Source organism: Streptomyces sp. NPDC043867, from assembly GCF_056435845.1.
This window is the reverse complement of record NZ_JBWKDS010000006.1, coordinates 23,056-46,490: the sequence shown is the minus strand read 5'-3', so window position 1 is coordinate 46,490 and position 23,435 is coordinate 23,056. Positions and strand designations below refer to the sequence as shown.

The 23,435-nt window shown below is 73.1% G+C and carries 19 protein-coding genes; 11 read left to right on the top strand and 8 right to left on the bottom strand.

Going from position 1 to position 23,435, the window contains the following annotated elements; genetic code table 11:
• The first annotated feature begins 25 nt into the window (after positions 1-25).
• Complete coding sequence (locus AC069T_RS07890; RefSeq protein WP_478781895.1) at positions 26-1,780, top strand: 3' terminal RNA ribose 2'-O-methyltransferase Hen1; 1,755 nt, start codon at positions 26-28, stop codon at positions 1,778-1,780.
• Entirely contained in the window at positions 1,777-4,326 is a 2,550-nt protein-coding gene (locus tag AC069T_RS07885) for a polynucleotide kinase-phosphatase (protein WP_478781894.1), read from the top strand. The genes AC069T_RS07890 and AC069T_RS07885 overlap by 4 nt, the downstream gene beginning before the upstream one ends.
• 237 nt (positions 4,327-4,563) lie before the next feature.
• Here AC069T_RS07885 and AC069T_RS07880 read toward each other — a convergent pair whose 3' ends face one another.
• Both AC069T_RS07880 and AC069T_RS07875 read right to left on the bottom strand, forming a co-directional pair.
• On the bottom strand, positions 4,564-5,463 hold the full coding sequence (locus tag AC069T_RS07880) for an NAD(+)/NADH kinase (protein WP_478781893.1): 900 nt from the start codon (positions 5,461-5,463) through the stop codon (positions 4,564-4,566).
• Complete coding sequence (locus AC069T_RS07875; RefSeq protein WP_388781602.1) at positions 5,460-6,506, bottom strand: SPFH domain-containing protein; 1,047 nt, start codon at positions 6,504-6,506, stop codon at positions 5,460-5,462. The genes AC069T_RS07880 and AC069T_RS07875 overlap by 4 nt, the downstream gene beginning before the upstream one ends.
• Positions 6,507-6,669: 163 nt before the next feature.
• Between AC069T_RS07875 and AC069T_RS07870 the strand changes: the two genes are divergently transcribed.
• The 3 genes from AC069T_RS07870 to AC069T_RS07860 all read left to right on the top strand — a co-directional run bounded on the left by AC069T_RS07870 (position 6,670) and on the right by AC069T_RS07860 (position 10,907).
• Positions 6,670-7,893 (top strand): arginine deiminase, encoded by a 1,224-nt coding sequence (locus AC069T_RS07870; protein WP_478781892.1) that lies wholly within the window; start codon positions 6,670-6,672, stop codon positions 7,891-7,893.
• A 181-nt stretch (positions 7,894-8,074) separates the two neighbouring features.
• Complete coding sequence (gene argF, locus AC069T_RS07865; RefSeq protein ID WP_478781891.1) at positions 8,075-9,097, top strand: ornithine carbamoyltransferase; 1,023 nt, start codon at positions 8,075-8,077, stop codon at positions 9,095-9,097.
• A gap of 331 nt (positions 9,098-9,428) precedes the next feature.
• On the top strand, positions 9,429-10,907 hold the full coding sequence (locus tag AC069T_RS07860) for an amino acid permease (RefSeq protein ID WP_478781890.1): 1,479 nt from the start codon (positions 9,429-9,431) through the stop codon (positions 10,905-10,907).
• Here the strand turns inward: AC069T_RS07860 and AC069T_RS07855 are convergent.
• Positions 10,864-11,322: an ATP-binding protein gene (locus AC069T_RS07855; RefSeq protein ID WP_478781889.1), complete on the bottom strand. Its 459-nt coding sequence runs from the start codon at positions 11,320-11,322 to the stop codon at positions 10,864-10,866. The two genes, AC069T_RS07860 and AC069T_RS07855, sit on opposite strands and share 44 nt — an antisense overlap.
• 340 nt (positions 11,323-11,662) lie before the next feature.
• Between AC069T_RS07855 and AC069T_RS07850 the strand changes: the two genes are divergently transcribed.
• Positions 11,663-12,490: an enoyl-CoA hydratase family protein gene (locus AC069T_RS07850; protein WP_478781888.1), complete on the top strand. Its 828-nt coding sequence runs from the start codon at positions 11,663-11,665 to the stop codon at positions 12,488-12,490.
• 2 nt (positions 12,491-12,492) lie between these two features.
• Positions 12,493-14,811, top strand: coding sequence for a bifunctional salicylyl-CoA 5-hydroxylase/oxidoreductase (locus tag AC069T_RS07845; RefSeq protein ID WP_478781887.1), 2,319 nt, complete (start codon positions 12,493-12,495; stop codon positions 14,809-14,811).
• Positions 14,812-14,889: 78 nt separating this feature from the next.
• Here AC069T_RS07845 and AC069T_RS07840 read toward each other — a convergent pair whose 3' ends face one another.
• Both AC069T_RS07840 and AC069T_RS07835 read right to left on the bottom strand, forming a co-directional pair.
• Positions 14,890-15,714, bottom strand: coding sequence for a PaaX family transcriptional regulator (locus AC069T_RS07840; RefSeq protein ID WP_478781886.1), 825 nt, complete (start codon positions 15,712-15,714; stop codon positions 14,890-14,892).
• Positions 15,715-15,727: 13 nt separating this feature from the next.
• Entirely contained in the window at positions 15,728-17,560 is a 1,833-nt protein-coding gene (locus tag AC069T_RS07835; RefSeq protein WP_478782081.1) for an AMP-binding protein, read from the bottom strand.
• Between the two features lie 296 nt (positions 17,561-17,856).
• On the opposite strand from AC069T_RS07835, the gene AC069T_RS07830 reads away from it, so the two are divergent.
• On the top strand, positions 17,857-19,020 hold the full coding sequence (locus tag AC069T_RS07830) for an acyl-CoA dehydrogenase family protein (protein ID WP_478781885.1): 1,164 nt from the start codon (positions 17,857-17,859) through the stop codon (positions 19,018-19,020).
• Positions 19,017-19,415, top strand: coding sequence for a RidA family protein (locus AC069T_RS07825; protein WP_478781884.1), 399 nt, complete (start codon positions 19,017-19,019; stop codon positions 19,413-19,415). The genes AC069T_RS07830 and AC069T_RS07825 overlap by 4 nt, the downstream gene beginning before the upstream one ends.
• A gap of 29 nt (positions 19,416-19,444) precedes the next feature.
• On the opposite strand, the gene AC069T_RS07820 is transcribed toward AC069T_RS07825, so the two are convergent.
• Positions 19,445-19,636 (bottom strand): DUF5999 family protein, encoded by a 192-nt coding sequence (locus tag AC069T_RS07820; protein ID WP_478781883.1) that lies wholly within the window; start codon positions 19,634-19,636, stop codon positions 19,445-19,447.
• Positions 19,637-20,139: 503 nt separating this feature from the next.
• Between AC069T_RS07820 and AC069T_RS07815 the strand changes: the two genes are divergently transcribed.
• A complete protein-coding gene (locus tag AC069T_RS07815) occupies positions 20,140-20,634 on the top strand; it encodes a DUF6299 family protein (RefSeq protein ID WP_478781882.1) in 495 nt (164 codons plus the stop codon).
• A 310-nt stretch (positions 20,635-20,944) separates the two neighbouring features.
• On the opposite strand, the gene AC069T_RS07810 is transcribed toward AC069T_RS07815, so the two are convergent.
• Positions 20,945-22,474 (bottom strand): helix-turn-helix domain-containing protein, encoded by a 1,530-nt coding sequence (locus AC069T_RS07810; RefSeq protein ID WP_476750030.1) that lies wholly within the window; start codon positions 22,472-22,474, stop codon positions 20,945-20,947.
• Between the two features lie 110 nt (positions 22,475-22,584).
• On the bottom strand, positions 22,585-22,782 hold the full coding sequence (locus AC069T_RS07805; protein WP_476750029.1) for a DUF4236 domain-containing protein: 198 nt from the start codon (positions 22,780-22,782) through the stop codon (positions 22,585-22,587).
• Positions 22,783-23,000: 218 nt separating this feature from the next.
• On the opposite strand from AC069T_RS07805, the gene AC069T_RS07800 reads away from it, so the two are divergent.
• Complete coding sequence (locus AC069T_RS07800; RefSeq protein WP_478781881.1) at positions 23,001-23,432, top strand: hypothetical protein; 432 nt, start codon at positions 23,001-23,003, stop codon at positions 23,430-23,432.
• The last annotated feature ends 3 nt before the right edge of the window (positions 23,433-23,435 follow it).

The following is a 23,435-nucleotide window of genomic DNA, read 5'->3' as shown; positions in this document are numbered from 1 at the left end:
GAACGACGTTTCGAGGCCACCCACCGTGTTCCTGACGATCAGTACCACCGGCACCGCAGAGCGCCCCGCCACCGACCTCGGCTTCCTGCTGCACAAGCACCCCGACAAGGCGCAGGCGTTCTCCACCTCCTACGGCAAGGCGCACGTCCTCTACCCCGAGGCGTCCGCCGAGCGGTGCACGGCCGCGCTGCTGCTGGAGGTGGACACGGTGGCGCTGATCCGGCGCGGCAAGGGCAAGGGCCGCGGCGGCGCCCCCGACGCCGCGCTCGCGCAGTACGTCAACGACCGCCCCTACGCGGCGTCCTCGCTGCTCGCCGTCGCGCTCAGCGCCGTGTTCGCCAGCGCCATGAAGGGACAGTGCAACGCCCGGCCCGACCTGCCGGCGCGGCCGCTGCCCCTGCGGATCGAGGTGCCCGCACTGCCCGCCCGCGGCGGCGCGGACCTCGTACGCAAGCTCTTCGAACCTCTCGGCTGGACGGTCACCCTCGAAGCGGTGCCGCTGGACGTCCGGTTCCCCGCCTGGGGCGACTCCCGCTACGTACGCCTCGTGCTGGAGTCCGCCGAGGTCGGACTGACGCTGGCCGAGGCGCTGCGCCACCTCTACGTGCTGCTTCCGGTGCTCGACGACGCCAAGCACTACTGGGTGGCGTCCGACGAGGTCGACAAGCTGCTGCGGGCCGGCGAGGGCTGGCTCCCGGACCACCCCGAGCAGCAGCTGATCACCAGCCGGTACCTCTCGAGGCGTTGGTCGCTGACGCGGGAGGCCATGGAGCGGCTGGAGCTCGTGCGGCTGGCCGAGGCCGACGACAGCGCGGTCGAGGAGATCGACAACGCGGTCGGGGAGATCGACAACGCGGTCGGGGACAAGCCGGACACCGACGGCTCTTCCGGCGCGGGCGCTTCGGCCGACGGCCGCTCCGGCACGGGCGTTTCGGCCGAAACGCCGGGGGCGGGCGCCGGCGTTTCGGCTGACGTCCCGTGGGCGGCCGCCGGCGGCGAGTCGGGTGGCACCGGGGAGGCGGGCGGTGCCGAAGCCGGCGCGTTTGCGGGGGCCGAAGCCTCCGCCTCCGCCTCCGCCTCCGCCTCCGCCTCCGCCGAGGCCAAGGCCAAGGCCGAGTCCGTGCCGCTTGCCGTGCTGCGCCGTGAGGCGATCCTCGCCGCGCTGCACGCCTCCGGTGCCGGACGCGTCCTCGATCTCGGCTGCGGACAGGGCCAGTTGGTGCAGGCGCTGCTCAAGGACCCGCGGTACACCGAGATCGTCGGGGTCGACGTGTCGATGCGGGCGCTCACCATCGCCTCGCGCCGGCTCCAGCTGGAGCGCCTGGGAGAGCGCCAGGCCGCGCGCGTCAAACTCCTCCAGGGCTCGCTCGCGTACACCGACAAGCGGCTCAAGGGCTACGACGCGGCGGTGCTGAGCGAGGTCGTCGAGCACGTCGACCTGCCCCGGCTGCCCGCACTGGAGTACGCCGTCTTCGGCTCGGCCCGTCCGAGGACCGTCCTGGTGACGACGCCGAACGTCGAGTACAACGTCCGCTGGGAGTCCCTCCCGGCGGGCCACTCCCGGCACGGTGACCACCGCTTCGAGTGGACCCGCGAGGAGTTCCGCGCCTGGGCGGCGGCGGTGGCCGAACGGCACGCCTACGACGTGGAGTTCGTCCCCGTCGGCACCGACGACCCCGAGGTCGGGCCGCCGACCCAGATGGCCGTGTTCACCCTGCGCGCCACCACACACGACGACCCGGCGAGGACCCCGGTCACGAAGGAGGAGAAGGCCGCATGACGGACAAGACCACCAAGGCGCGCACCCTGCCCGTCACCGACCTCTCCCTCGTGGTGCTGATCGGCGCGTCCGGCTCGGGCAAGTCGACCTTCGCCCGTCGGCACTTCAAGCCGACCGAGGTCATATCCAGCGACTTCTGCCGCGGCCTCGTCGCCGACGACGAGAACGACCAGGGCGCGAGCCGTGACGCCTTCGACGTGCTCCACTACATCGCGGGCAAGCGCCTCGCGAGCGGCCGGCGCACCGTCGTCGACGCGACCAACGTCCAGCAGGAGAGCCGCCGGCAGCTGATCGACCTGGCGAAGGAGCACGACGTGCTGCCCATCGCCATCGTGCTCGACGTGCCCGAGGACGTCTGCGCCGAGCGCAACGCCGCGCGCACCGACCGCGCCGACATGCCGCGCCGCGTCATCCAGCGCCACACCCGCGAACTGCGCCGCTCCCTGCGGCACTTGGAACGCGAGGGATTCCGCAAGGTGCACGTCCTGCGGGGCGTGGAGGAGATCGAGAGCGCGGAGGTCCGCACCGAGAAGCGGTACAACGACCTGACCCACCTCACCGGGCCCTTCGACATCATCGGCGACATCCACGGCTGCGCCTCCGAGCTGGAGACGCTGCTCACCCGGCTCGGCTACGTCGACGGCTCGCACCCCGAGGGCCGGACGGCCGTCTTCGTCGGCGACCTCGTCGACCGCGGCCCGGACACCCCGGGCGTCCTGCGCCGCGTGATGTCCATGGTCGCGTCCGGCGACGCGCTGTGCGTACCGGGCAACCACGAGAACAAGTACGGGCGCTACCTCAAGGGCCGCAAGGTCCAGCCCACGCACGGGCTCGCCGAGACGATCGAGCAGATGGAGGGTGAGAGCGAGGAGTTCAGGCGACAGGTCCGGGAATTCGTCGACGGGCTCGTCAGCCACTACGTCCTGGACGGCGGCCGCCTCGTCGTCTGCCACGCCGGGCTGCCCGAGAAGTACCACGGGCGTACGTCGGGACGGGTGCGCTCGCACGCCCTGTACGGCGACACGACCGGCGAGACCGACGAGTTCGGCCTGCCGGTGCGCTACCCGTGGGCGGAGGACTACCGGGGCAGCGCGGCCGTGGTCTACGGCCACACCCCGGTGCCCACGGCGACCTGGCTGAACAACACGATCTGCCTCGACACGGGCGCGGTCTTCGGCGGCCGGCTCACCGCGCTGCGCTGGCCGGAGCGCGAACTGGTCGACGTTCCCGCCGAACGGGTCTGGTACGAGCCCGCACGGCCGCTGGCCTCCGAGGCGCCCGGTGGGCACGAGGGCCGGCCGCTCGACCTGGCGGACGTGCACGGCAGGCGGGTCGTCGAGACGCGGCACGCCGGGCGCGTGTCCGTCCGCGAGGAGAACGCGGCCGCGGCGCTCGAGGTCATGAGCCGCTTCGCCGTGGACCCGAGGCTGCTTCCGTATCTGCCGCCCACTATGGCGCCGACCGCGACCTCGCACGTCGACGGCTATCTGGAGCACCCGGCCGAAACCTTCGCTCAGTACAAGGAGGACGGGGTCGCGCGGGTCGTGTGCGAGGAGAAGCACATGGGGTCGCGGGCGGTCGCGCTGGTCTGCCGGGACGCGGCGACGGCGCGCGAGCGGTTCGGCGTGGGCGCGGACGGGCCCACCGGGGCGCTGTACACCCGCACCGGCCGGCCCTTCTTCGACGACGGCGCGGTGACCGAGGAGATCCTCGGCCGGCTGCGGGCCGCCGCCGACGAGGCGGGGCTGTGGCAGGAGCTGGGGACCGACTGGCTGCTGCTGGACGCCGAGTTGATGCCGTGGTCGCTGAAGGCGTCCGGGCTGCTGCGGACGCAGTACGCGGCCGTCGGCGCCGCCTCGGGGGCGGTGTTCCCGGGGGTGCTAGCCGCGCTCGAAGGGGCGGCGGCGCGGGGTGTCGACGTGCGGGACCTCCTGGTCAAGCAGCGTGAACGGGCCGCCGACGCGGCGGCGTTCACGGACGCCTACCGGCGGTACTGCTGGACGACGGACGGACTGGAGGGCGTGCGTCTCGCGCCCTTCCAGATCCTCGCCGTCCAGGGCCGCAGCCTCGCCGCGCTCCCGCACGACGAGCAGCTCGCGCTGATCGACCGGCTCGTCGAGCACGACGGGAGCGGTCTGCTGCAGACCACCCGGCGGCTGTTCGTGGACACGGGCGACGCGGAGTCCGTGCGGGCCGGGGTCGACTGGTGGCTGGAGATGACCGGACGCGGGGGCGAGGGCATGGTCGTCAAGCCCGTACAGGCCGTGGTGCGGTCACCGCGGGGGCGGCTGGTGCAGCCCGGCATCAAGTGCCGGGGACGGGAGTACCTGCGGATCATCTACGGCGCCGAGTACACGCGGCCCGAGAACCTCGCGCGGCTGCGCGGCCGCTTCCTGAACCACAAGCGGTCGCTGGCGATCAGGGAGTACGCGCTCGGCCTCGAGGCGCTGGACCGGCTGGCCGAGGGGGAGCCGTTGTGGCGGGTGCACGAGGCGGTGTTCGGGGTGCTGGCGCTGGAGTCCGAACCGGTGGATCCCCGTCTCTGACGGGTCCGTCCTCCTCAACCCCTCCCCACGCTGGGGCTGCCCCGGGCCGGGGTTCCGTCCCGGGCCGGGGTTCCGTCCCGGGCCGGGGTTCCGTCCCGGGCCGGGGTTCCGTCCCGGGACCGAGCCTCTGCCCGGGCCCGGGACACGCGCTGGTCCGGGTCTCCGCACCGACGTGGGGTCTCCGCCCCGGACCCCGCTCCTCAAACGCCGAAGGGGCTGAACTGTCGGGGCTGAGGCTCACCCCACCAGCCGCAGCCGGGTCTGAGCCACCCCCACCCTTACCGTCTGGCCCCACGTCAGTTCCACCGCGTCGGTCTCCATGCCGTCGCCGAAGGCGATGAGGCGGTCGGACTCCGCGGTGAGGGTGAGGCGTGACCCGCTCGTGAGGGTGCCGGCCACGAGGGACGTGCCGGTGGCCGGTGACGGCCAGGCCTCGCGGACGAACCACAGCAGCCGGTCGTCCGAGGGCCCCGGCAGGGGAAGGCGGCCGCCGCGCTCCTGCCACACGGACCGCAGCCACCCGGTCGCCCCCGTCCCCGTCCCCACCAGGACCCCGGACGAGGCCTGGGGCTCGACGACACCCCTGTCGCCGTCGAGCCCCAGCCGGTAGCGGGCCGTCTGATGGCCCGCGGCTCCGAGGTAGATCTCGTTCAGGGCGACCAGCCGCTGGGTGTCGTCGGCCACCGCCTCGACCATGGTCAGTTCGTCGGTCCGCCCGCCGCGGCCGACCGCCGAGGCCAGCAACGCGCCCGCGTCACCGGGCCGGTGGCGCACCAGCACCGCCGGATTGCGCCCGGGATCGGTGTCGACGCCGACCACCGGCTGCCCCGCCAGGTACTTGGCGACGTTGGCCACCAGCCCGTCCTGGCCGACGACGACCACGACGTCCTCCGGACCGAACAGGAACCGGTCCAGATCGCGTCGTTCCACGCGGGCCTGACGCCAGGTCAGCGGGATGGCGGCGGCGACCTCGGCCAGCGCCTCGCGGGTGCGCCGGTGCCGGTCCGCGACCTCCGTGATGTCACGTCCCCGTGAGGCCAGGAAGAAGGCGGCCTGCCCGTGCGTGCCGTGCCGGGCCACCAACTCCTCGTACTCGGTGGTGCGGTGCACCAGCACGGCCCGGGGTGCCAGACTCACGCCGGTTCCTGCGGGGCGCCGCCGCCGAGCCTGGCCAGCAGACCCGTCAGCACGTCCGGCGACACCGTGACACTGTCGATCCGGGGCAGGTTCTCCGCCAGCCGGGTGCCCGTCAGGGCGTGCAGCGTGGCGATGTCCGCGTCCCCGTGGACCCGGAGCCAGGCGGCCTGTGCCTCGGCCCGCGCCTCGCCCACCTCCCGCGCCGCCCGGGCCTCCGCGCCGGCCAGCCGTACCGTGCGCGCGGCCTCCGCCTCGGCCAGGCGCACCGTGCGGGCCGCCTCCGCCGTGGCCCGCACGGCGTCCGCCGCCGCGTGCTCCTCGGCCTCGCGGCGCGCGTTCGTACCGCGCTGGTCGACCAACTGCTCCTCGCGCCGGGCGAGTTCGATCTGGCTGGCCAGTTCGTTCTCGGCGATCGCCCGCTCCCGCTCGACGGCCACGGCGCGCCGTTCGTACGTGGCCTTGTCCGCGTCCTGCTGGATCTGCTCCCGCGCCGGGGTGCGCAGCGCCCGCTCCACCTCGGGTTCGGGGCGCAGGGCCACGACCCGGACGGCTACCACCTCGATCCCGGTCGCGGGCAGCCGCGGCTCGGCCGCGAGTGCTCCCGCGATCCGCTCGCGCACCGCCGCCACCCCGTCCACCAGGGCCGACGCCAGCGGCGTACGGGCCAGGACGTCCAGCGCGTGCTGCTGGGCCGTCTCGGTCAGCAGGGTCCCCAGCTGTTCGAGCGGCGCACCGCGCCACACGCCCGTGTCGGGATCGATGGAGAAGTCGAGGCGGGCCGCGGCGAGGCCCGGGTCGCTGATCCGGTAGGTGACGGTCGCCTGCACGGCCACGTCCTGGAAGTCGGACGTACGGGCGTGGAAGGTCATCGCCAACTCGCGGTCGTCCACCGGGACTTCGGAGAGCGCCGCGCTCAGTGCGCGGTACCAGAAGCTGAGCCCCGGCCCGTCGTGCACCAGCCGGCCCGACCGGTGGTGCCGCACATGCGCGGTAGGTGCACCACGCAGGTGGCGCCAGCCGAAGCGCCGGGTGATGTCGGCCATGGAACTACCCCTTCGTCGCCGGGCGGGGGTTCCGAACCTCCGCCCGTTGTCGTCATTGAGACGATAACCGTGAAGTCCACTTATCGTCAAGGGGACGAAATCAAGTGGGCCCGGTTCGCGCGGATGGGCGGGTGAAACGCGTCCGGATGGTCAGGATGGAGTCATGGGATTCCATGTCGACTCCGAGGCCGGGCGGCTGCGCCGCGTCATCCTGCACCGGCCGGACCTCGAGCTCAAAAGGCTCACGCCCAGCAACAAGGACGCGCTGCTCTTCGACGACGTGCTCTGGGTGCGCCGGGCGCGCGCGGAGCACGACGGCTTCGCGGACGTCCTGCGCGACCGCGGGGTGGCCGTCCACCTCTTCGGCGACCTGCTCACCGAGGCCCTGGAGATCCCGGCGGCCCGCTCGCTCGTCCTCGACCGGGTGTTCGAGGAGAAGGAGTACGGCCCGCTGGCCACCGACCACCTGCGGGCCGCCTTCGAGGGCATGTCCGCCCCGGACCTGGCCGCCGCGCTGGTCGGCGGCATGACCAAGCGGGAGTTCCTGGAGGCGCACGCCGAGCCGACCTCCGTGCGCTTCCACGTCATGGACCTCGACGACTTCCTGCTCGGCCCGCTGCCCAACCACCTCTTCACCCGGGACACCTCCGCCTGGATCTACGACGGGGTGTCCATCAACGCCATGCGCTGGCCGGCGCGTCAGCGGGAGACCGTGCACTTCGAGGCGATCTACCGGCACCACCCGCTCTTCCGCGACGAGTCCTTCTCGCTCTGGTCCGAGGGGCAGGCGGACTATCCGTCCACCATCGAGGGCGGCGACGTGCTGGTCATCGGCAACGGCGCGGTCCTCATCGGCATGAGTGAGCGCACGACGCCGCAGGCCGTCGAGATGCTCGCGCACAAGCTGTTCGCGGCCGGCTCGGCCCGCACCATCGTGGCGCTCGACATGCCCAAGCGCCGGGCCTTCATGCACCTGGACACCGTGATGACGATGGTCGACGGCGACATCTTCACGCAGTACGCCGGGCTCGGCATGCTCCGCTCCTACACCATCGAGCCGGGCGTCGGGGACAAGGAGCTGAAGGTCACCGACCATCCGCCGGAGCACATGCACCGCGCGATCGCCGCCGCCCTCGGGCTCAGTGAGATCCGCGTGCTGACCGCCACGCAGGACGTGCACGCCGCCGAGCGCGAGCAGTGGGACGACGGCTGCAACGTCCTCGCGGTCGAGCCGGGCGTCGTCATCGCCTACGAGCGGAACTCGACGACCAACACCCATCTGCGCAAGCAGGGCATCGAGGTGATAGAGATCCCGGGCAGCGAACTCGGCCGGGGGAGGGGCGGCCCCCGCTGCATGAGCTGCCCCGTCGAGCGGGACGCCGTGTAGGGCGGCGGAGCGGACGGCCCGGGGCGGGCGGGGCGTGGGGCTCATGGACGGCCGGGGGCGGCAGGACGCAGGGCTCCCGGGCGGCCGGGCGGCCGGGCGGCCGGACGCAGGCCGTATAGAAATGTTGATGGTCGTATAGAATTCCAGAAGTCCCCGTCATCGTCACCCTGGAGCGCCCCCAATGGCGACAGTCCCGACCGCCCTCGCCGGCCGCCACTTCCTCAAGGAGCTGGACTTCACCGCGGAGGAGTTCCGCGCTCTGGTCCGGCTGGCCGCGGAGCTGAAGGCGGCCAAGAAGGCGGGCACGGAGAAGCGCCACCTGCAAGGGCGCAACATCGCGCTGATCTTCGAGAAGACCTCGACGCGCACCCGCTGCGCGTTCGAGGTCGCCGCCGCGGACCAGGGCGCCTCCACCACGTACCTCGACCCGTCCGGATCGCAGCTGGGCCACAAGGAGTCCGTGAAGGACACCGCCCGCGTGCTCGGCCGGATGTTCGACGCGGTCCAGTACCGGGGCGACAGTCAGGCCGGCGTCGAGGAGTTCGCCGCGTACGCCGGGGTGCCGGTCTACAACGGGCTGACCGACGACTGGCACCCCACCCAGATGCTGGCCGACGTCCTCACCATGACCGAGCACAGCGACAAACCGCTCGATGGGATCGCCCTCGCCTACCTCGGCGACGCCCGCTTCAACATGGGCAACTCCTACCTGGTCACCGGCGCCCTGCTCGGCATGGACGTGCGGATCGTCGCACCGCGGGCGTACTGGCCCGCCGAGGAGATCGTCACCCGGGCCCGCGAGCTCGCCGAGCACAGCGGCGCCTGCATCACGCTCACCGAGGACGTCACCGAGGGCGTCCGCGGCGCCGACTTCGTGGCCACCGACGTCTGGGTGTCCATGGGGGAGCCCAAGGACGTGTGGGACGAGCGCATCGCCGCCCTGTCGCCGTACGCCGTGACGATGGACGTGCTGCGCGCCACCGGCAACCCGGACGTCAGGTTCCTGCACTGCCTGCCGGCCTTCCACGACCTGGGCACGAAGGTCGGCCGGGACATCCACGAAGCGCACGGCCTGGACTCGCTCGAGGTCACCGACGAGGTCTTCGAGTCGGCGCACTCGGTCGTCTTCGACGAGGCGGAGAACCGGCTGCACACCATCAAGGCGATCCTGGTCGCGACCCTCGCCCGGCCTGACCGCCCCTGACCCGGTGACCTCACGGGACCTGGCCCGACCTGACCCCGCCCGGCCCGGCCCGGCCTGACCGCACCCCGCCCGGCCTGACGGCCTGACTGCCCCCTGCCCGTCTGACGGCCTGACCCGGCCTGAGGCCTGCTTCGGCCTGACGTGGCCCCGCCCGGGGCGGGCTTGTCCGTGCTCTCCGGCCGGTCACGGGCAGCCCCCGCCCGGCCTTGTGTACCGCTTCCGCCGCATCTCGCCGTACGATCCTCGGCGAGATGCGGAACCATCCCTTCCGCAGCCCGTCCTGCGACCGACCCCGTCGCGCCCCCGCTGCACCGAAATGAGCACCACCCGCATGCCCGCTCCACGCACCGAGCCCGCCGCCCGCGGCAAGCGCGCTCCCCGCATCAAGTCCACCGAGCTCCTGGTCGCCGAATCCGGCGCGGACCTCGAAGGCCATGGCCTCAAGCGCACCATGGGCCTCTTCCAGCTCGTCTGCTTCGGCGTCGGCGCGATCGTCGGCACCGGCATCTTCGTCGGCCTGTCCGACTCGGTCGGCCAGGCCGGACCCGCCGTGGTCGTCTCCTTCGTCCTCGCCGCACTCACCTGCGTCTTCACCGCGTTCTCCTTCGCGGAACTCGGCGGCGCGATCCCCGTCTCCGGATCCTCGTACTCCTTCGCCTACGCCGGACTGGGTGAGGGCACGGCGTTCCTCGTCGGCTGGTGTCTGCTCCTGGAGTACGGCGTCTCCGTGTCGGCCGTCGCCGTCGGCTGGAGCCAGTACGTGAACGAGCTGCTCAGGAGCCTGTTCGGCGTGCAACTGCCCGACGTGGTGTCCGCGGGTCCCGGCGACGGCGGGGTCGTCAACCTCCCGGCGGTCGTCGTGATCGCCCTGGCCTCGGTCCTGCTCGTCCGCGGCGTGCGTGAGAGCGCCCGGGCGACGGCCGCCATGGCGATCCTGAAGCTGGCCATCCTCGTGCTCTTCTGCGCCATCGGCTTCACCGCCTTCGAGGACGGCAACCTCAGCCCGTTCTCGCCGGCCGGCCTCGGCGGCATCGGCGCGGGCACCACGGCCGCCTTCTTCTCGTACATCGGCTTCGACGCGATCACCACGGCCGGCGAGGAGGCCAGGAACCCGCGCCGCAACATCCCGATCGCCATCCTGGTCTGCATCGGCCTGGTCACCCTGCTGTACTGCGCCGTGGCCCTCGCCGCGATCGGCGCCGTCGGCGCGGACCGGGTCGGCAACCGGGCCGCCGCGCTGTCCTACGTCGTCAACGAGGTCACCGGCTCCGCCGTCGGCGGCGGGATCGTGGCCTTCGGAGCGGTCGTCGCGATCGCCTCGGTCGTCCTCGCGGTGATGTACGGACAGACCCGCGTCCTCATGTCCATGTCCCGCGACGGACTCGTCCCGCGCGTCTTCGAGCGGGTCTCCCCGAAGACCTCGACCCCGGTCTCCGGGACGCTCATCGTCGCGGCGGTCTTCGCGGTCCCGGCCGCCTTCGCGTCGCTGGACGCGGTCGTCGACCTCACCACCATCGGCACCCTGGCCGTCATGGCGGTCGTCAACGTCGTGGTGATCGCCCTGCGGCGCCGCGAGCCCGGCCTCGCCCGCACCTTCCGCGTGCCGCTCTACCCCGTCATGCCGGTGCTCGGAGTCGGCTTCTGCCTCTACCTCATGTACGAGACCGGCTGGAGGACCTGGCTCCAGTTCGCCGCGTTCCTCGTGGCCGGATTCCTGGTGTACGTGGGCTACGGTCGCCGCCACTCGCGGCTCGCCCAGGGCGCGACTAGCGCGCGTACCGGCGCTGCGGCGGCACGACGGGAAGCCTGAACCAGACCGCCTTGCCGGACTCGGTGGGGCGGTGGCCGCAGGAGGAGCTGAGGGTGCGGATGAGGAGAAGGCCGCGCCCGTGCTCCTGCCAGGGGTCGGGCGGCCCGGCCTGCCGCGGGATCGTGAGGTCGCCGGGCGGTGCCGGGTCCGGGTCGTGGACCTCGACCTGACAGCCCGACGGCAGCAGCTCCACCACCAGCTCTATCGGACCGTCCCCCGCGGCGTGCTCCACGGCGTTGGCGACCAGCTCCGCCGTCAGCAGCTCGGCGGTGTCGCTGTCGGCCGCGTGCTCCAGCTCGGCGAGCGCCGTCCGGACCAGCGCGCGGGCGACCGGCACCGCCGCAGCCGTGTGCGGCAGCGCGATGCGCCAGGAGGCGGGGGCGGAGGGCGGCTCGTGCAAGGCGGGTCCGTTCATCAGCAGGCTGTCCTGCTTTCAACACAGGAATGGTACGGCTTCCCGCCCGGAGGCGGTCGACGGGCGGCGGCGGGGACGTCCGCCCCGCGTACCGGGCCGTGTACCCGGGCGAACGGGCCGTCGCGCACGGATGCTCCCGCCGTTACGGGGCTATCGACGATCCGTGACTCCGTGACGGCGCCTGCCGGCTCCCTGGCCGCAGGCCGTCCGAACGCTCTATCGCGCGGTCGTGACGACAGTCACAGACAGGTGATAACTTCGTGGAGCGGCCGCACGCAACCGCGGGCGGCCGCCGCCCGGCACCGCCGCCCGCCGCCCCCGTCCGAGGAGGCCGCACGCCATGAGTCCGTTCACGGGTTCCGCCGCCCGCACCCCCGACTGGCAGCACGTGAGGTGCCGGATCGCCGACGGCGTCGCCACCGTCACCCTGGCCCGCCCCGAGAAGCTGAACGCGCTCACCTTCGGCGCCTACGCGGACCTGCGCGACCTGCTCGCCGAGCTGTCCCGCGAGAGGTCCGTGCGTGCCCTGGTGCTGGCCGGAGAGGGCCGCGGGTTCTGCTCCGGCGGCGACGTCGACGAGATCATCGGCGCGACCCTCTCCATGGACACCGCCCGGCTGCTCGACTTCAACCGGATGACCGGGCAGGTCGTGCGCGCGCTGCGGGAGTGCCCGTTCCCGGTGATCGCGGCCGTGCACGGGGTCGCGGCCGGGGCGGGAGCCGTCCTCGCCCTGGCCGCCGACTTCCGGGTCGCCGAGCCCTCCGCCCGCTTCGCCTTCCTCTTCACCCGCGTCGGACTGTCCGGCGGCGACATGGGCGCCGCCTATCTGCTGCCCCGGGTGGTCGGGCTCGGGCACGCCACCCGGCTGCTGATGCTCGGGGAACCGGTGCGGGCACCCGAGGCCGAACGGATCGGCCTGATCAGCGAACTCGCCGGGGAGGGCCGCGCCGACGAGGCCGCGCAGCGGCTCGCCCGGCGCCTCGCCGGGGGCCCGGCGCTCGCGTACGCGCAGACCAAGGCGCTGCTCACCGCCGAGCTGGACATGCCGCTCGCCGCCTCGGTGGAACTCGACGCCGCCACCCAGGCACTGCTCATGCACGGCGAGGACTACGCGGAGTTCCACGCGGCGTTCACCGAGAAGCGGCCGCCCGAGTGGCGGGGGCGGTGACCGTGCGGGACGAACACGGCACGCGAGAGGCGCCCGACGGGGGCCGGCGCGGTCTGCGGGTCGCCGTCATCGGGGGCGGGCCCGGCGGTCTGTACGCCGCCGCCCTCCTCAAGCGGCTGCGCCCCGACCGCGAGATCACCGTCTGGGAGCGCAACGCTCCCGACGACACCTTCGGCTTCGGTGTCGTGCTCTCCGACGAGACGCTCGGCGGCATCGAGCACGCCGACCCCGTCGTGTACGAGGCGCTGCGGGCCGAGTTCGTGCGCTGGGACGACATCGACATCGTGCGCCGCGGGGTGCGCCACACCTGCGGCGGCCACGGCTTCGCGGCGCTCGGCAGACGCCGGCTCCTGGAGATCCTGCACGCACGCTGCCGTGCGCTCGGCGTGGAGCTGCGCTTTCGGACCGAGGCCCCGCCCGCGGCGGAGCTGATGACCACCCACGATCTCGTCGTCGCCGCCGACGGCGTGCACAGCCTCACCCGCCGGACGCACGCCGACGTGTTCGGACCCTCCGTCGAGGAACACCGCTGCCGTTACATCTGGCTCGCGGCCGACTTCGCCCTCGACGCGTTCCGCTTCGAGATCGCCGAGACCGAGCACGGCGTGCTGCAGCTGCACGGCTACCCGTACGCGGCCGATGCCTCGACCGTCATCGTCGAGATGCGCGAAGAGGTGTGGCGGGCGGCCGGGTTCGCCGGACTGGACGAGCGGGAGTCCGTCGAGCGGTGCGCCAAGATCTTCGCGGACGCCCTCGGCGGCCGGCCCCTGCGCTCCCACAGGTCCGCCTGGACCACCTTCCGCACCGTCGTCAACGACCGCTGGTCGCACCGCAATCTGGTCCTCCTCGGCGACGCCGCCCACACCGCCCACTTCTCCATCGGCTCCGGTACGAAGCTCGCGGTCGAGGACGCCCTCGCACTGGCCGCCTGTCTCGACGAACAGCCGGCGCTCGGCGAGGCCCTGGCCGCGTACGAGGCCGAGCGGCGCCCCGTCGTCGCCTCCACGCAGCGCGCCGCCCGCGCCAGCCTGGAGTGGTTCGAGAACCTCGGGCTCCATCTCGGCCGCCCCGACCGCCGGTTCGCGTTCGACCTGCTCACCCGCAGCCGGCGCGTCACGCACGACAACCTGCGGCTGCGGGACCCGCACTTCGTGGCGGCCGCGGAACGCGAGTTCGGCTGTCCGCCGGGCACGCCCCCGATGTTCACGCCGTTCCGGCTGCGCGGACTGAGCCTGCGCAACCGGGTCGTCGTCTCGCCGATGGACATGTACTCGGCGGTGGACGGCGTGCCGGGCGACTTCCACCTCGTCCACCTCGGGGCGCGGGCACTGGGCGGCGCCGGACTGGTCATGACCGAGATGGTGTGCGTCAGCGCCGAGGGCCGCATCACCCCGGGCTGCGCCGGCCTCTACACACCCCGGCAGGCCGAGTCGTGGCGCCGGATCACCGACTTCGTGCACCGCAGGTCACCGGGTACGGCGATCGGCGTCCAGCTCGGCCACTGTGGCCGCAAGGGTTCGACGAAGCTGATGTGGGAGGGCATCGACGAGCCGCTGGAGGACGGCAACTGGCCGCTCGTGGCCGCCTCCCCGATCCCGTACCGGCCGGACGCCCAGCTGCCCCGCGCGCTCAGCCGTTCGCAACTCACCGACGTCCGCGAGCAGTTCGCCGCCGCTGCGCGGCGCGCCGCCCGGTGCGGATTCGACCTGCTCGAACTGCACTGCGCCCACGGCTATCTGCTCTCCGGGTTCCTCTCGCCCCTCACCAACCACCGGAGTGACGGGTACGGCGGTTCCCTCGCCGGGCGGCTGCGGTTCCCGCTCGAAGTCTTCGACGCCGTACGGGCCGGGTGGCCCCAGGAGCGGCCCATGACGGTGCGGATCTCCGCCACCGACTGGGCCGAGGGCGGCACCACCGCCGACGAGGCGGTCGCGATCGCCCGTGCCTTCGCCGCCCACGGCGCCGACGCGATCGACGTCTCGACCGGGCAGGTCGTCGCGGACGAGCACCCCGACTTCGGACGCTCCTACCAGACGCCGTTCGCCGACCGCATCCGCAACGAGGCCGGGATCCCGGTGATCGCCGTCGGCGCGATCTCCTCCTGGGACGACGTCAACTCCCTGATCCTGGCCGGGCGCACGGACCTGTGCGCCCTCGGCCGGCCGCACCTCTACGACCCGCACTGGACCCTGCACGCGGCGGCCGAGCAGGGGTACGCCGGGCCGGGCGTCGTCTGGCCGGAGCCGTACCGGGCGGGCAGCCGGCCCCCGCGGACCGGACGCACGGACGGCCCCAAGCCCCGCCTGAGGCTCAGCACCTGAGGGCGGGCACGCCCACGGGGCCACGGCCGTACGAGTCCCCGCGCCGCAGGCGACGGGGGTCGCGCCTCGCGAACTGCCTCACTCCGTCACGGAGATGCCCGCGAACTCGGCCCCGGCGTCCCGCAGCCGCTCGTGCAGCGCTCGGAAGACGGCGGCCGACCGGCCCCCCGGCCAGTCCTTCGGCAGCAGTGCGGCGGGCAGTCCCGGGTCGGTGTACGGCAGATGACGCCAGGAGTCCAGGGCCAGCAGATAGTCGCGGTACGCCTCTTCGGGCGAGGTGTCCGTGCGGTGCTCCCAACCGTGCAGCACGAGGGCGTGGCGGTCCAGGAAGGCCTCGTGCTGCCTGGCGATCGCGGCGAGGTCCCACCAGCGGGCGACGGCCTCCGTGGTCGCCGCGAAGCCCAGGTGCTCACCGCGGAAGAGGTCCACGTACGGGTCCAGCCGCAGCCGCGCCAGGGTGTGCCGGGTCTCCTCGTACAGCCGCGCGGGCGCGATCCACACGCCCGGGGCCGCCGCACCGAAGCCGAGCCCGGCCAGCCGGGAGCGCAGCACGTGCCGCTTCTGCCGCTCCGACTCCGGGACGGAGAACACCGCCAGCACCCAGCCCTCGTCGTGCGGGGCCGCGGACGCGTACACGCGCCGGTCGCCGTCGTCGAGCAACTGCCGGGCGTCGGGCGACAGCGCGTACCCGGCCGCACCGCCCGCCGTGCGCTCCGGCAGGAGCAGCCCCCGCCGCTTGAGCCGCGACACCGATGACCGTACGGAGGGCGCGTCGACGCCGACCGCGGCGAGGAGCCGGATCAGTTCGGCCACCGGCACCGGACCGGGTGCGAAGCGGCCGTAGGCGCCGTAGAAGGTGACGATGAGGGACCGGGGGGCGTGCTGCTCGGACACGTCGATCACTCTAAAGCGTAGATCATTCCTGCTGGCCCTCCCGGGGGCCGCGAGCGCCGTCCCCGGGGACGGACGAGGCGTCGGCGGGGACGGACGAGGCGTCGGCGGGGACGGACGGGCTGTCGGCGGGGACGGGGGCGGCGTCCACGAGAGCCGGCGCGGGGGCGCCGTCCACGACAGCCGCCCCGGGAGCGCCGCCCGGCGGGCGAGCCGCGCCGTCCGGGGCGGCCGGACCGGCGCCGACGGCCGCGCCCCCATCCGTCGCACGCAGCCGGAACCGCTGGAGCTTCCCCGTCGCCGTGCGCGGCAACGCGTCCAGGAAGACGATCCGGCGCGGGCACTTGTACGGCGCCAGCTCGGACTTGAGGAACGCGCGCAGCGCCTCCGCGTCCCGCCGCGCGCCCGGCCGCAGCACCGCGTAGGCCACCGCGACCTGCCCGCGCGCCTCGTCGGGATGCCCCACCACCGCCGTCTCCAGCACGTCGGGGTGGCGCAGCAGCGCCTCCTCGACCTCGGGCCCGGCGATGTTGTACCCGGCCGAGATGATCATGTCGTCGGCGCGGGCGACGTAGCGGAAGTAGCCGTCCGGGTCCCGCACGTAGGTGTCGCCGGTGAGGTTCCAGCCGTCGCGGACGTACTCCCGCTGTCGCGGGTCGGCGAGGTAGCGGCAGCCGACCGGCCCCCGCACGGCGAGCAGTCCCGGCCGGCCGTCGGGGACGGGGACCCCCGAGTCGTCCACCACGCGCGCCTCCCAGCCCGGTACGGGCAGCCCCGTCGCGCCGGGCCGGGCGTGCTCGTCGGCGGCGGAGACGAAGATGTGCAGCAGCTCGGTGGAGCCGATGCCGTTGATGATCCGCAGGCCAGTGCGCTCGTGCCAGGCGTGCCAGGTCGCGGCGGGCAGGTTCTCGCCCGCCGAGACGCACCGGCGCAGCGACCCGGTGTCGTGGGCGTCCAGGCCGTCCAGCATCGCGCGGTACGCCGTCGGCGCCGTGAAGAGCACCGACACCCGGTGCTCGGCGATGGCGGGCAACAGCTGTCTGGGGCCCGCCTGTTCGAGCAGCAGTGAGCTGGCACCGGCCCGCATGGGGAAGACCACGAGCCCGCCGAGCCCGAACGTGAACCCCAGCGGGGGACTTCCGGTGAAGACGTCGTCCGCGTGCGGCTTCAGTACGTGCGCGGAGAAGGTGTCCGCGATCGCCAGCACATCACGGTGGAAGTGCAGACAGCCCTTGGGCCGCCCGGTGGTGCCGGAGGTGAACGCGATCAGCGCGACGTCGTCCGCGGCGGTACCGGCCGGGGCGTACGGCTCCGGGGGCGCGCCCGTGATCCGCAGCAGCAGGTCGTCAGGCACGTCCCCGCCGTACGTCGTCACGCGCAGTCCGTCGATCTCCGCTGTCACCAGGTCGTCCACGGAACGGCTGTCGCAGAGCGCGTGGGTCGCCCGGGCGATGCCGCACATCGTGCGCAGTTCCCGCGGCCGTTGCAGTGCCGGCACCGTGACGGCGACCGCACCCGCCTTCAGCACCGCGAGCCAGCACGCGGCCAGCCACGGGGTGGTCGGCCCGCGCAGCAGCACGCGGTTGCCCGGTACGACGTCCAGTTCACGGGTGAGGACATGGGCGATCCGGTCCACACGGTCGAGCAGCTGCCCGTACGTCCACGCGGTGCCGGACCCGGTGCGGAACACCGGGCGCCCGGCGCCGAACCGTTCCACCGTGCGGTCCAGCAGCTCGACGGCGCAGTTCAGCCGGTCGGGGTAGCGCAGCCCGGGCAGCTCGAAACGGAGGTCGGGCCACTGGTCCGGGGGCGGCAGGTGGTCGCGCGTGAAGGTGTCCACGTGGGCCGAGAGCGACAGCCGTACGGCGCCGGCCGTGCCCGTGGCGTCCGTCGCGGTCCTGTCCCCGGGCGTCCTGGGTTCCATGGCCGTTCGCCCCCTTGTCGTGGTGGGCTCGCCCCACGAGCGTATCGTGTTGGTGACGACAGTCAACGGTCCGCGATACGCTCGTCGGAGTGGGCTCTCGGGCCGCTCGCCGCCCGGGTGCGCGCCGTCGAGGGCGGCGAGGTGCGTCCCGGGTGAACCCGCTGGCCCGTACGGCTCGTTCGGCGGCCCGTGCCCCACGTACGGGCGCTCGACAGGGGAGGGGACCGGTAGTGACCGCTTTCTCGCTCGATCCCGAACAGGCCGACTGGTGCGCCGAGTTGCGCGCCGCGGGGATGCGGCTGCGGCCCCTGGCGGACCGGGCCGAACCGGGCCGCGTCAACCGCCCGCTCGTCGCGGAGCTCGGCCGACTCGGCCTGCTCGCCCGGCTGTTCACCTCGGGCGCGCTCGATCTGTGCCTGATGCGCGAGTCCCTGGCGCAGGCCTGCACCGAGGCCGAGACGGCCCTCGCACTGCAGGGCCTCGGTGCCCACCCGGTGCACGCGTACGGCACGGACGTGCAGCGGGACCGCTGGCTGCCGGGCGTGCGCGAGGGCACGGCCGTGGCCGCGTTCGCGCTGAGCGAGCCGGGCGCGGGCTCCGACGCGGCGGCGCTGGCCCTGCGCGCCGACGCGGACGGTCCAGGCCGCTGGCGGCTCACCGGAGAGAAGTGCTGGATCTCCAACGCCCCCGAGGCCGACTTCTACACCGTCTTCGCCCGGACCACCCAGGACGCCGGCGCCCGTGGTGTCACCGCGTTCCTCGTCCCCGCCGACCGCCCCGGACTCACCGGCACCCCGCTCGACCTGCTGTCCCCGCACCCCGTCGGAGCACTCGACTTCGACGGCGTACCCGTGACGGCCGCCGACGTCCTCGGCGAGAGCGACCGTGGATTCCGGGTGGCCATGGGCACCCTCAACCTCTTCCGGCCGAGCGTGGGGGCCTTCGCGGTCGGCATGGCCCAGGCGGCCCTGGACGCGGCTCTCGCGCACACCGCCCGCCGTGAGGCGTTCGGCGGCACCCTGCGGGACCTGCAGACAGTGGCGCACCAGGTCGCCGAGATGGCCCTGCGCACCGAGGCGGCCCGCCTCATGGTCTACGCGGCGGCCGCGGCCTACGACGAAGGTGCGCCGGACGTGCCCCGGCGGGCCGCGATGGCGAAGCTGCTGGCCACCGAGACCGCCCAGTACGTGGTCGACGCGGCCGTCCAGCTGCACGGCGCCCGCGCCCTGCGCCGCGGCCACCTGCTCGAACACCTCTACCGCGAGGTGCGCGCGCCCCGTATCTACGAAGGCGCGAGCGAGGTCCAACGGGAAGTCATCGCCAAGGAGTTGTACAGGCAACGGCCCTCCGGCACCGCCCGCCGGAGCGAGTGCGGGGAAGGGGACGCGCCGTGACCGCCGAGCGCATCAACCCGCCCGGGCTCTCGCCGCCCACCGGCTTCTCGCACGCGGTCGTCGCCACCGGCGGCCGGGTGGTCTTCCTCGCCGGGCAGACCGCGCTCGACGCCGAGGGGAAGGTGGTGGGCGAAACGCTCACGGAGCAGTTCGCGACGGCGCTCGCCAACCTGCTCACCGCACTTCGCGCCGCGGGTGGCACCCCCGCCGACCTGGCGCGCGTCACCGTCTACACGACCGACGTCGCGGGCTACCGCGCCCTGGCCGCCGAAATCGGCCGCGTCTGGCGCGATCTGGCGGGCCGTGACTATCCCGCGATGGCCGTCATCGGCGCCGTCCGGCTCTGGGACGAACAGGCCCTGGTCGAACTCGACGGGTTCGCGGTGCTGCCGTAGACCGCGGCTGCCGGGCCGGGGGCCGGGTGTCAGGCGGCGACGGTCAGCTGCTCGACGCAGACGCGGCGGGGTGCGACCACGCTGCCGTCGGGCAGCAGCTCCCCGGTGTCGTCGAAGACGATCGCCCCGTCGCACCTGAGGCTCCACCCCTGCTCGGGGTGGGCGGCGACGATGTGCGGGGCCTCGCGGCCGGGTTTGTCCGAGGACTGGTGGGAACACATGGCGCACCTCCACGTCGGATGCGATCGGTGGGCGGCGGCTTTGCCGCGGCCTCGCATGGGTAGACCATCCTCCCGTGGCGAAGCCGGCGGAACAGCCGGCCGTGAAGCGTGACAACACGCGGACAACACGGGTACGCCGCGAAGACGGCCGCGGCGCATCCGGCACCGGGGGAGGCGCGTGGGGCACAAGGGGAGATGCGGCCGCCGGCCAGGGAGAGGGGCGTTTCGCCGGGCCGGGGAGGCGGTCCCGCCGCCGGGGAGACGGGCGTCGGTACACGGGTAATGAGCGTCGGCGCACGGGGGGCGCGGCGCGCTCGCTCCCGCGCTCTGAACGGTCGCCCCGCCCGGGGCGCCCAGTGCGCGCGGGCGCAGGCCGGAGAGGTGGGCCGCCGCCGGGCCCGCCACCGATGGGGTGACAGTCGCGCCCCGGGGCGGCGGCCGACCGGTACGGGTGGAAGACCCCTTGGAGACCCTTCGCGGGCCCCCACTTCAGGAGGTACTCCATGTCTTTCCGTCAGGCCGTCGGCGCGGCCACCGGTGCCGCGCTGCTCCTGCTCCTCGCCCCCGCCGCGCACGCCCTCGACGAACCGCTCGTCCCGAGCACCCCGGTCCCGCCCGCGGACTCAGCCGCTCCGACGGCTTCCACCGCCTCGGCCGACTCGGTCACCGTGGAAGCGGCGGGCCGGCTCGGCTCCGACGGCACCGTCACCCTGTCCGGCACCTACCGCTGCTCGGCCGCGACCGGACCGGTCTTCGTGAGCTCGTCCCTGGTGCAGGGCGACAGCAACGTCAGGCACGGCATCGGCGGCACCCGCGCGGTCTGCGACGGCGCGGAACACCGCTGGGCGAACGCGTCCCGCCCCGCGTCGGCCACCTTCAAGGCGGGCGACGCGCACGTCGAGGCCACGCTGATGGAACTGCGGCCCGGCTTCATGGGCCTCCCGCTGCCGCACATCCACGCGGTCGGCCGGCAGCAGGTCATGCTCGCCCAGAGCTGAGGACCGGGCGGGCACACCGGCGTCGGGCCCACCGCTCCGGCGTGACGGTGCGGGAGGGGAGCGGCACCGCCAGGGTGACGCCGACGGTGCGGGAGGGGAGCGGCACCGCCGGGGTGACGCCGACGGTGCGGGAGGGGAGCGGCACCGCCGGGGTGACGCCGAGGACGGCCACGTGCCGGGAGAGCCGTACCGTCCTGAGCCAAACGTCTCGTTCGGATGGTCCAGGCTCGCGTCCTTCCGCGGCCCCTTCCGCCGGGCCGCGGAGTGGGCGGCGCGGTACGGCAGCGGTGCCGTACCGCTGCCGTGCCGCTCAGATGTCCCGGAAGATCTCGATCTGCGCGCCGATCGTGTTGAGCCGCTCGGCGAGGTCCTCGTAACCGCGGTTGATGACGTACACGTTCCGCAGGACGGACGTGCCCTCGGCCGCCATCATGGCGAGGAGCACGACCACGGCGGGCCGCAGCGCGGGCGGGCACATCATCTCGGCGGCCCGCCAGCGGGTCGGGCCCTCGACCAGGACGCGGTGCGGGTCCAGCAACTGGAGCCGCCCGCCGAGGCGGTTGAGGTCCGTGAGGTAGATCGCCCGGTTGTCGTAGACCCAGTCGTGGATCAGTGTCTTGCCCTGCGCGGACGCCGCGATGGCCGCGAAGAACGGCACGTTGTCGATGTTCAGGCCGGGGAACGGCATCGGGTGGATCTTGTCGATCGGCGCCTCCAGCTTGGAGGGCCGCACCGTCAGGTCCACCAGGCGCGTACGCCCGTTGTCGGCGAAGTACTCGGCCGTGCGGTCGTGGTCCAGGCCCATCTCCTCCAGGACCGCGAGCTCGATCTCCAGGAACTCGATCGGCACCCGGCACACCTTCAGCTCGGACTCCGTGACCACGGCGGCGGCGAGCAGGCTCATCGCCTCGACCGGGTCCTCGGAGGGCGAGTAGTCGACGTCGACGTCGATGTTCGGCACGCCGTGCACGGTGAGCGTCGTCGTGCCGATGCCCTCGACCCGCACGCCCAGGGCCTCCAGGAAGAAGCACAGGTCCTGGACCATGTAGTTCGAGGAGGCGTTGCGGATGACGGTCACGCCGTCGTGGCGGGCGGCGGCCAGCAGCGCGTTCTCGGTCACGGTGTCGCCGCGCTCGGTCAGCACGATCGGCCGGCCGGGGGAGACCGACCGGTCGACCTGCGCGTGGTAGAGCCCCTCGGTGGCCGCGATGTCCAGGCCGAACCGGCGCAGCGCGATCATGTGCGGCTCGATCGTGCGCGTACCGAGGTCGCAGCCGCCCGCGTACGGCAGCTTGAAGTTGTCCAGGCGGTGCAGCAGCGGGCCCAGGAACATGATGATCGAGCGGGTGCGGCGGGCCGCGTCCGCGTCGATGGTGTCCATGTCGAGGTCGGCCGACGGCACGATCTCCAGGTCCACGCCGTCGTTGATCCACCGGGTGCGTACGCCGATGGAGCCCAGCACCTCCAGAAGGCGGTACACCTCCTCGATGCGGGCGACCCGGCGCAGTACGGTGCGGCCCTTGTTGAGCAGCGTGGCGCACAGCAGCGCCACGCAGGCGTTCTTGCTGGTCTTGACGTCGATGGAGCCGGACAGGCGACGGCCGCCGACCACCCGCAGATGCATCGGACCCGCGTAGCCCAGGGAGACGATCTCGCTGTCCAGCGCCTCACCGATTCGGGCGATCATCTCAAGGCTGATGTTTTGATTGCCGCGCTCGATGCGGTTGACGGCACTCTGGCTGGTGCCGAGCGCCTCGGCGAGCTGCGACTGTGTCCAGCCCCGGTGCTGCCGGGCGTCACGGATGAGCTTGCCGATGCGTACGAGGTAGTCGTCTGCCATGAGGTCGAGGTTATCTCAGATATGAGATGGTGCCTTTCGGGGGGTCCCTTCAGGTGACACGCTCTCAGCCGTGGGCCCCTCGGCGGGGGTGACGTGCCGTCGGCCCGGACCTACCGCCGCTTGGAGGTACGGGTGCGCCGCCAGCCGAACGGGCCCGGGAGGTCCATCGACGTCGTGCGCCGGCCGGTGCTGCTGTGCGTCTGACGCGGCCCGTTCGCGCCGCCCGTGGTGATGGACCAGGAGTGGCGGTTGATGTTCAGACGGACGCCGGGGAGGATGCGGAAGCTCTTGCGGAAAGTGATAGCCATGCCGTGCGGATACCCGCGCCTCCCGCGATCAGTCGACGCGAAACCCCGCGGACCGGGGCCGAGTTGGCCACCGCGCCCGGTAACTCCGATCTGTTCGCCCTGCGCGCTGCGGGTCCGGTCCTTCCGCTCTTGACGACGGCAAGAGCGAAACCGTTACGGTAGGCGAATTCGTGGCCGCGAGGACCAGACGGGGGCGGCCGTTGAACCGGTGGGGACTCATGTCGTTCGACGAGGAATGGGCCGAACTACGGGACGCGGCGGCGGCACGCCACGGCGCCATGGAGCTCAACAGCCCGTCGGCGGAGGGCGGAGGGGGTGGCGGAACGGCCGACCTGGTGGCCCACCGGGATGAACTGGGGCGTATCGGAAATGACGCGTACGAGCTGCGTACCCGGCTCTCCAAGGACGGCGACCAGGCCAGGCCCGCCACCTTCGACGCGGCCATCGCGCTGACCAACGGCGAGTTCGTCAGCGGTGCCGCCCTGCTCAAGGTGCACGACCGCTGGAACACCCACTTGAAGACGCTGCTCGACGCCTGTGCGCAGATCTCGAATCACCTGGACTACACCAAGGCCCAGCACGCCAAGGACGATGTGCAGGTCCAGGGCGATCTGACCTCCATTTCCAAGCTCACCGAATATCTGCAGTAGGGG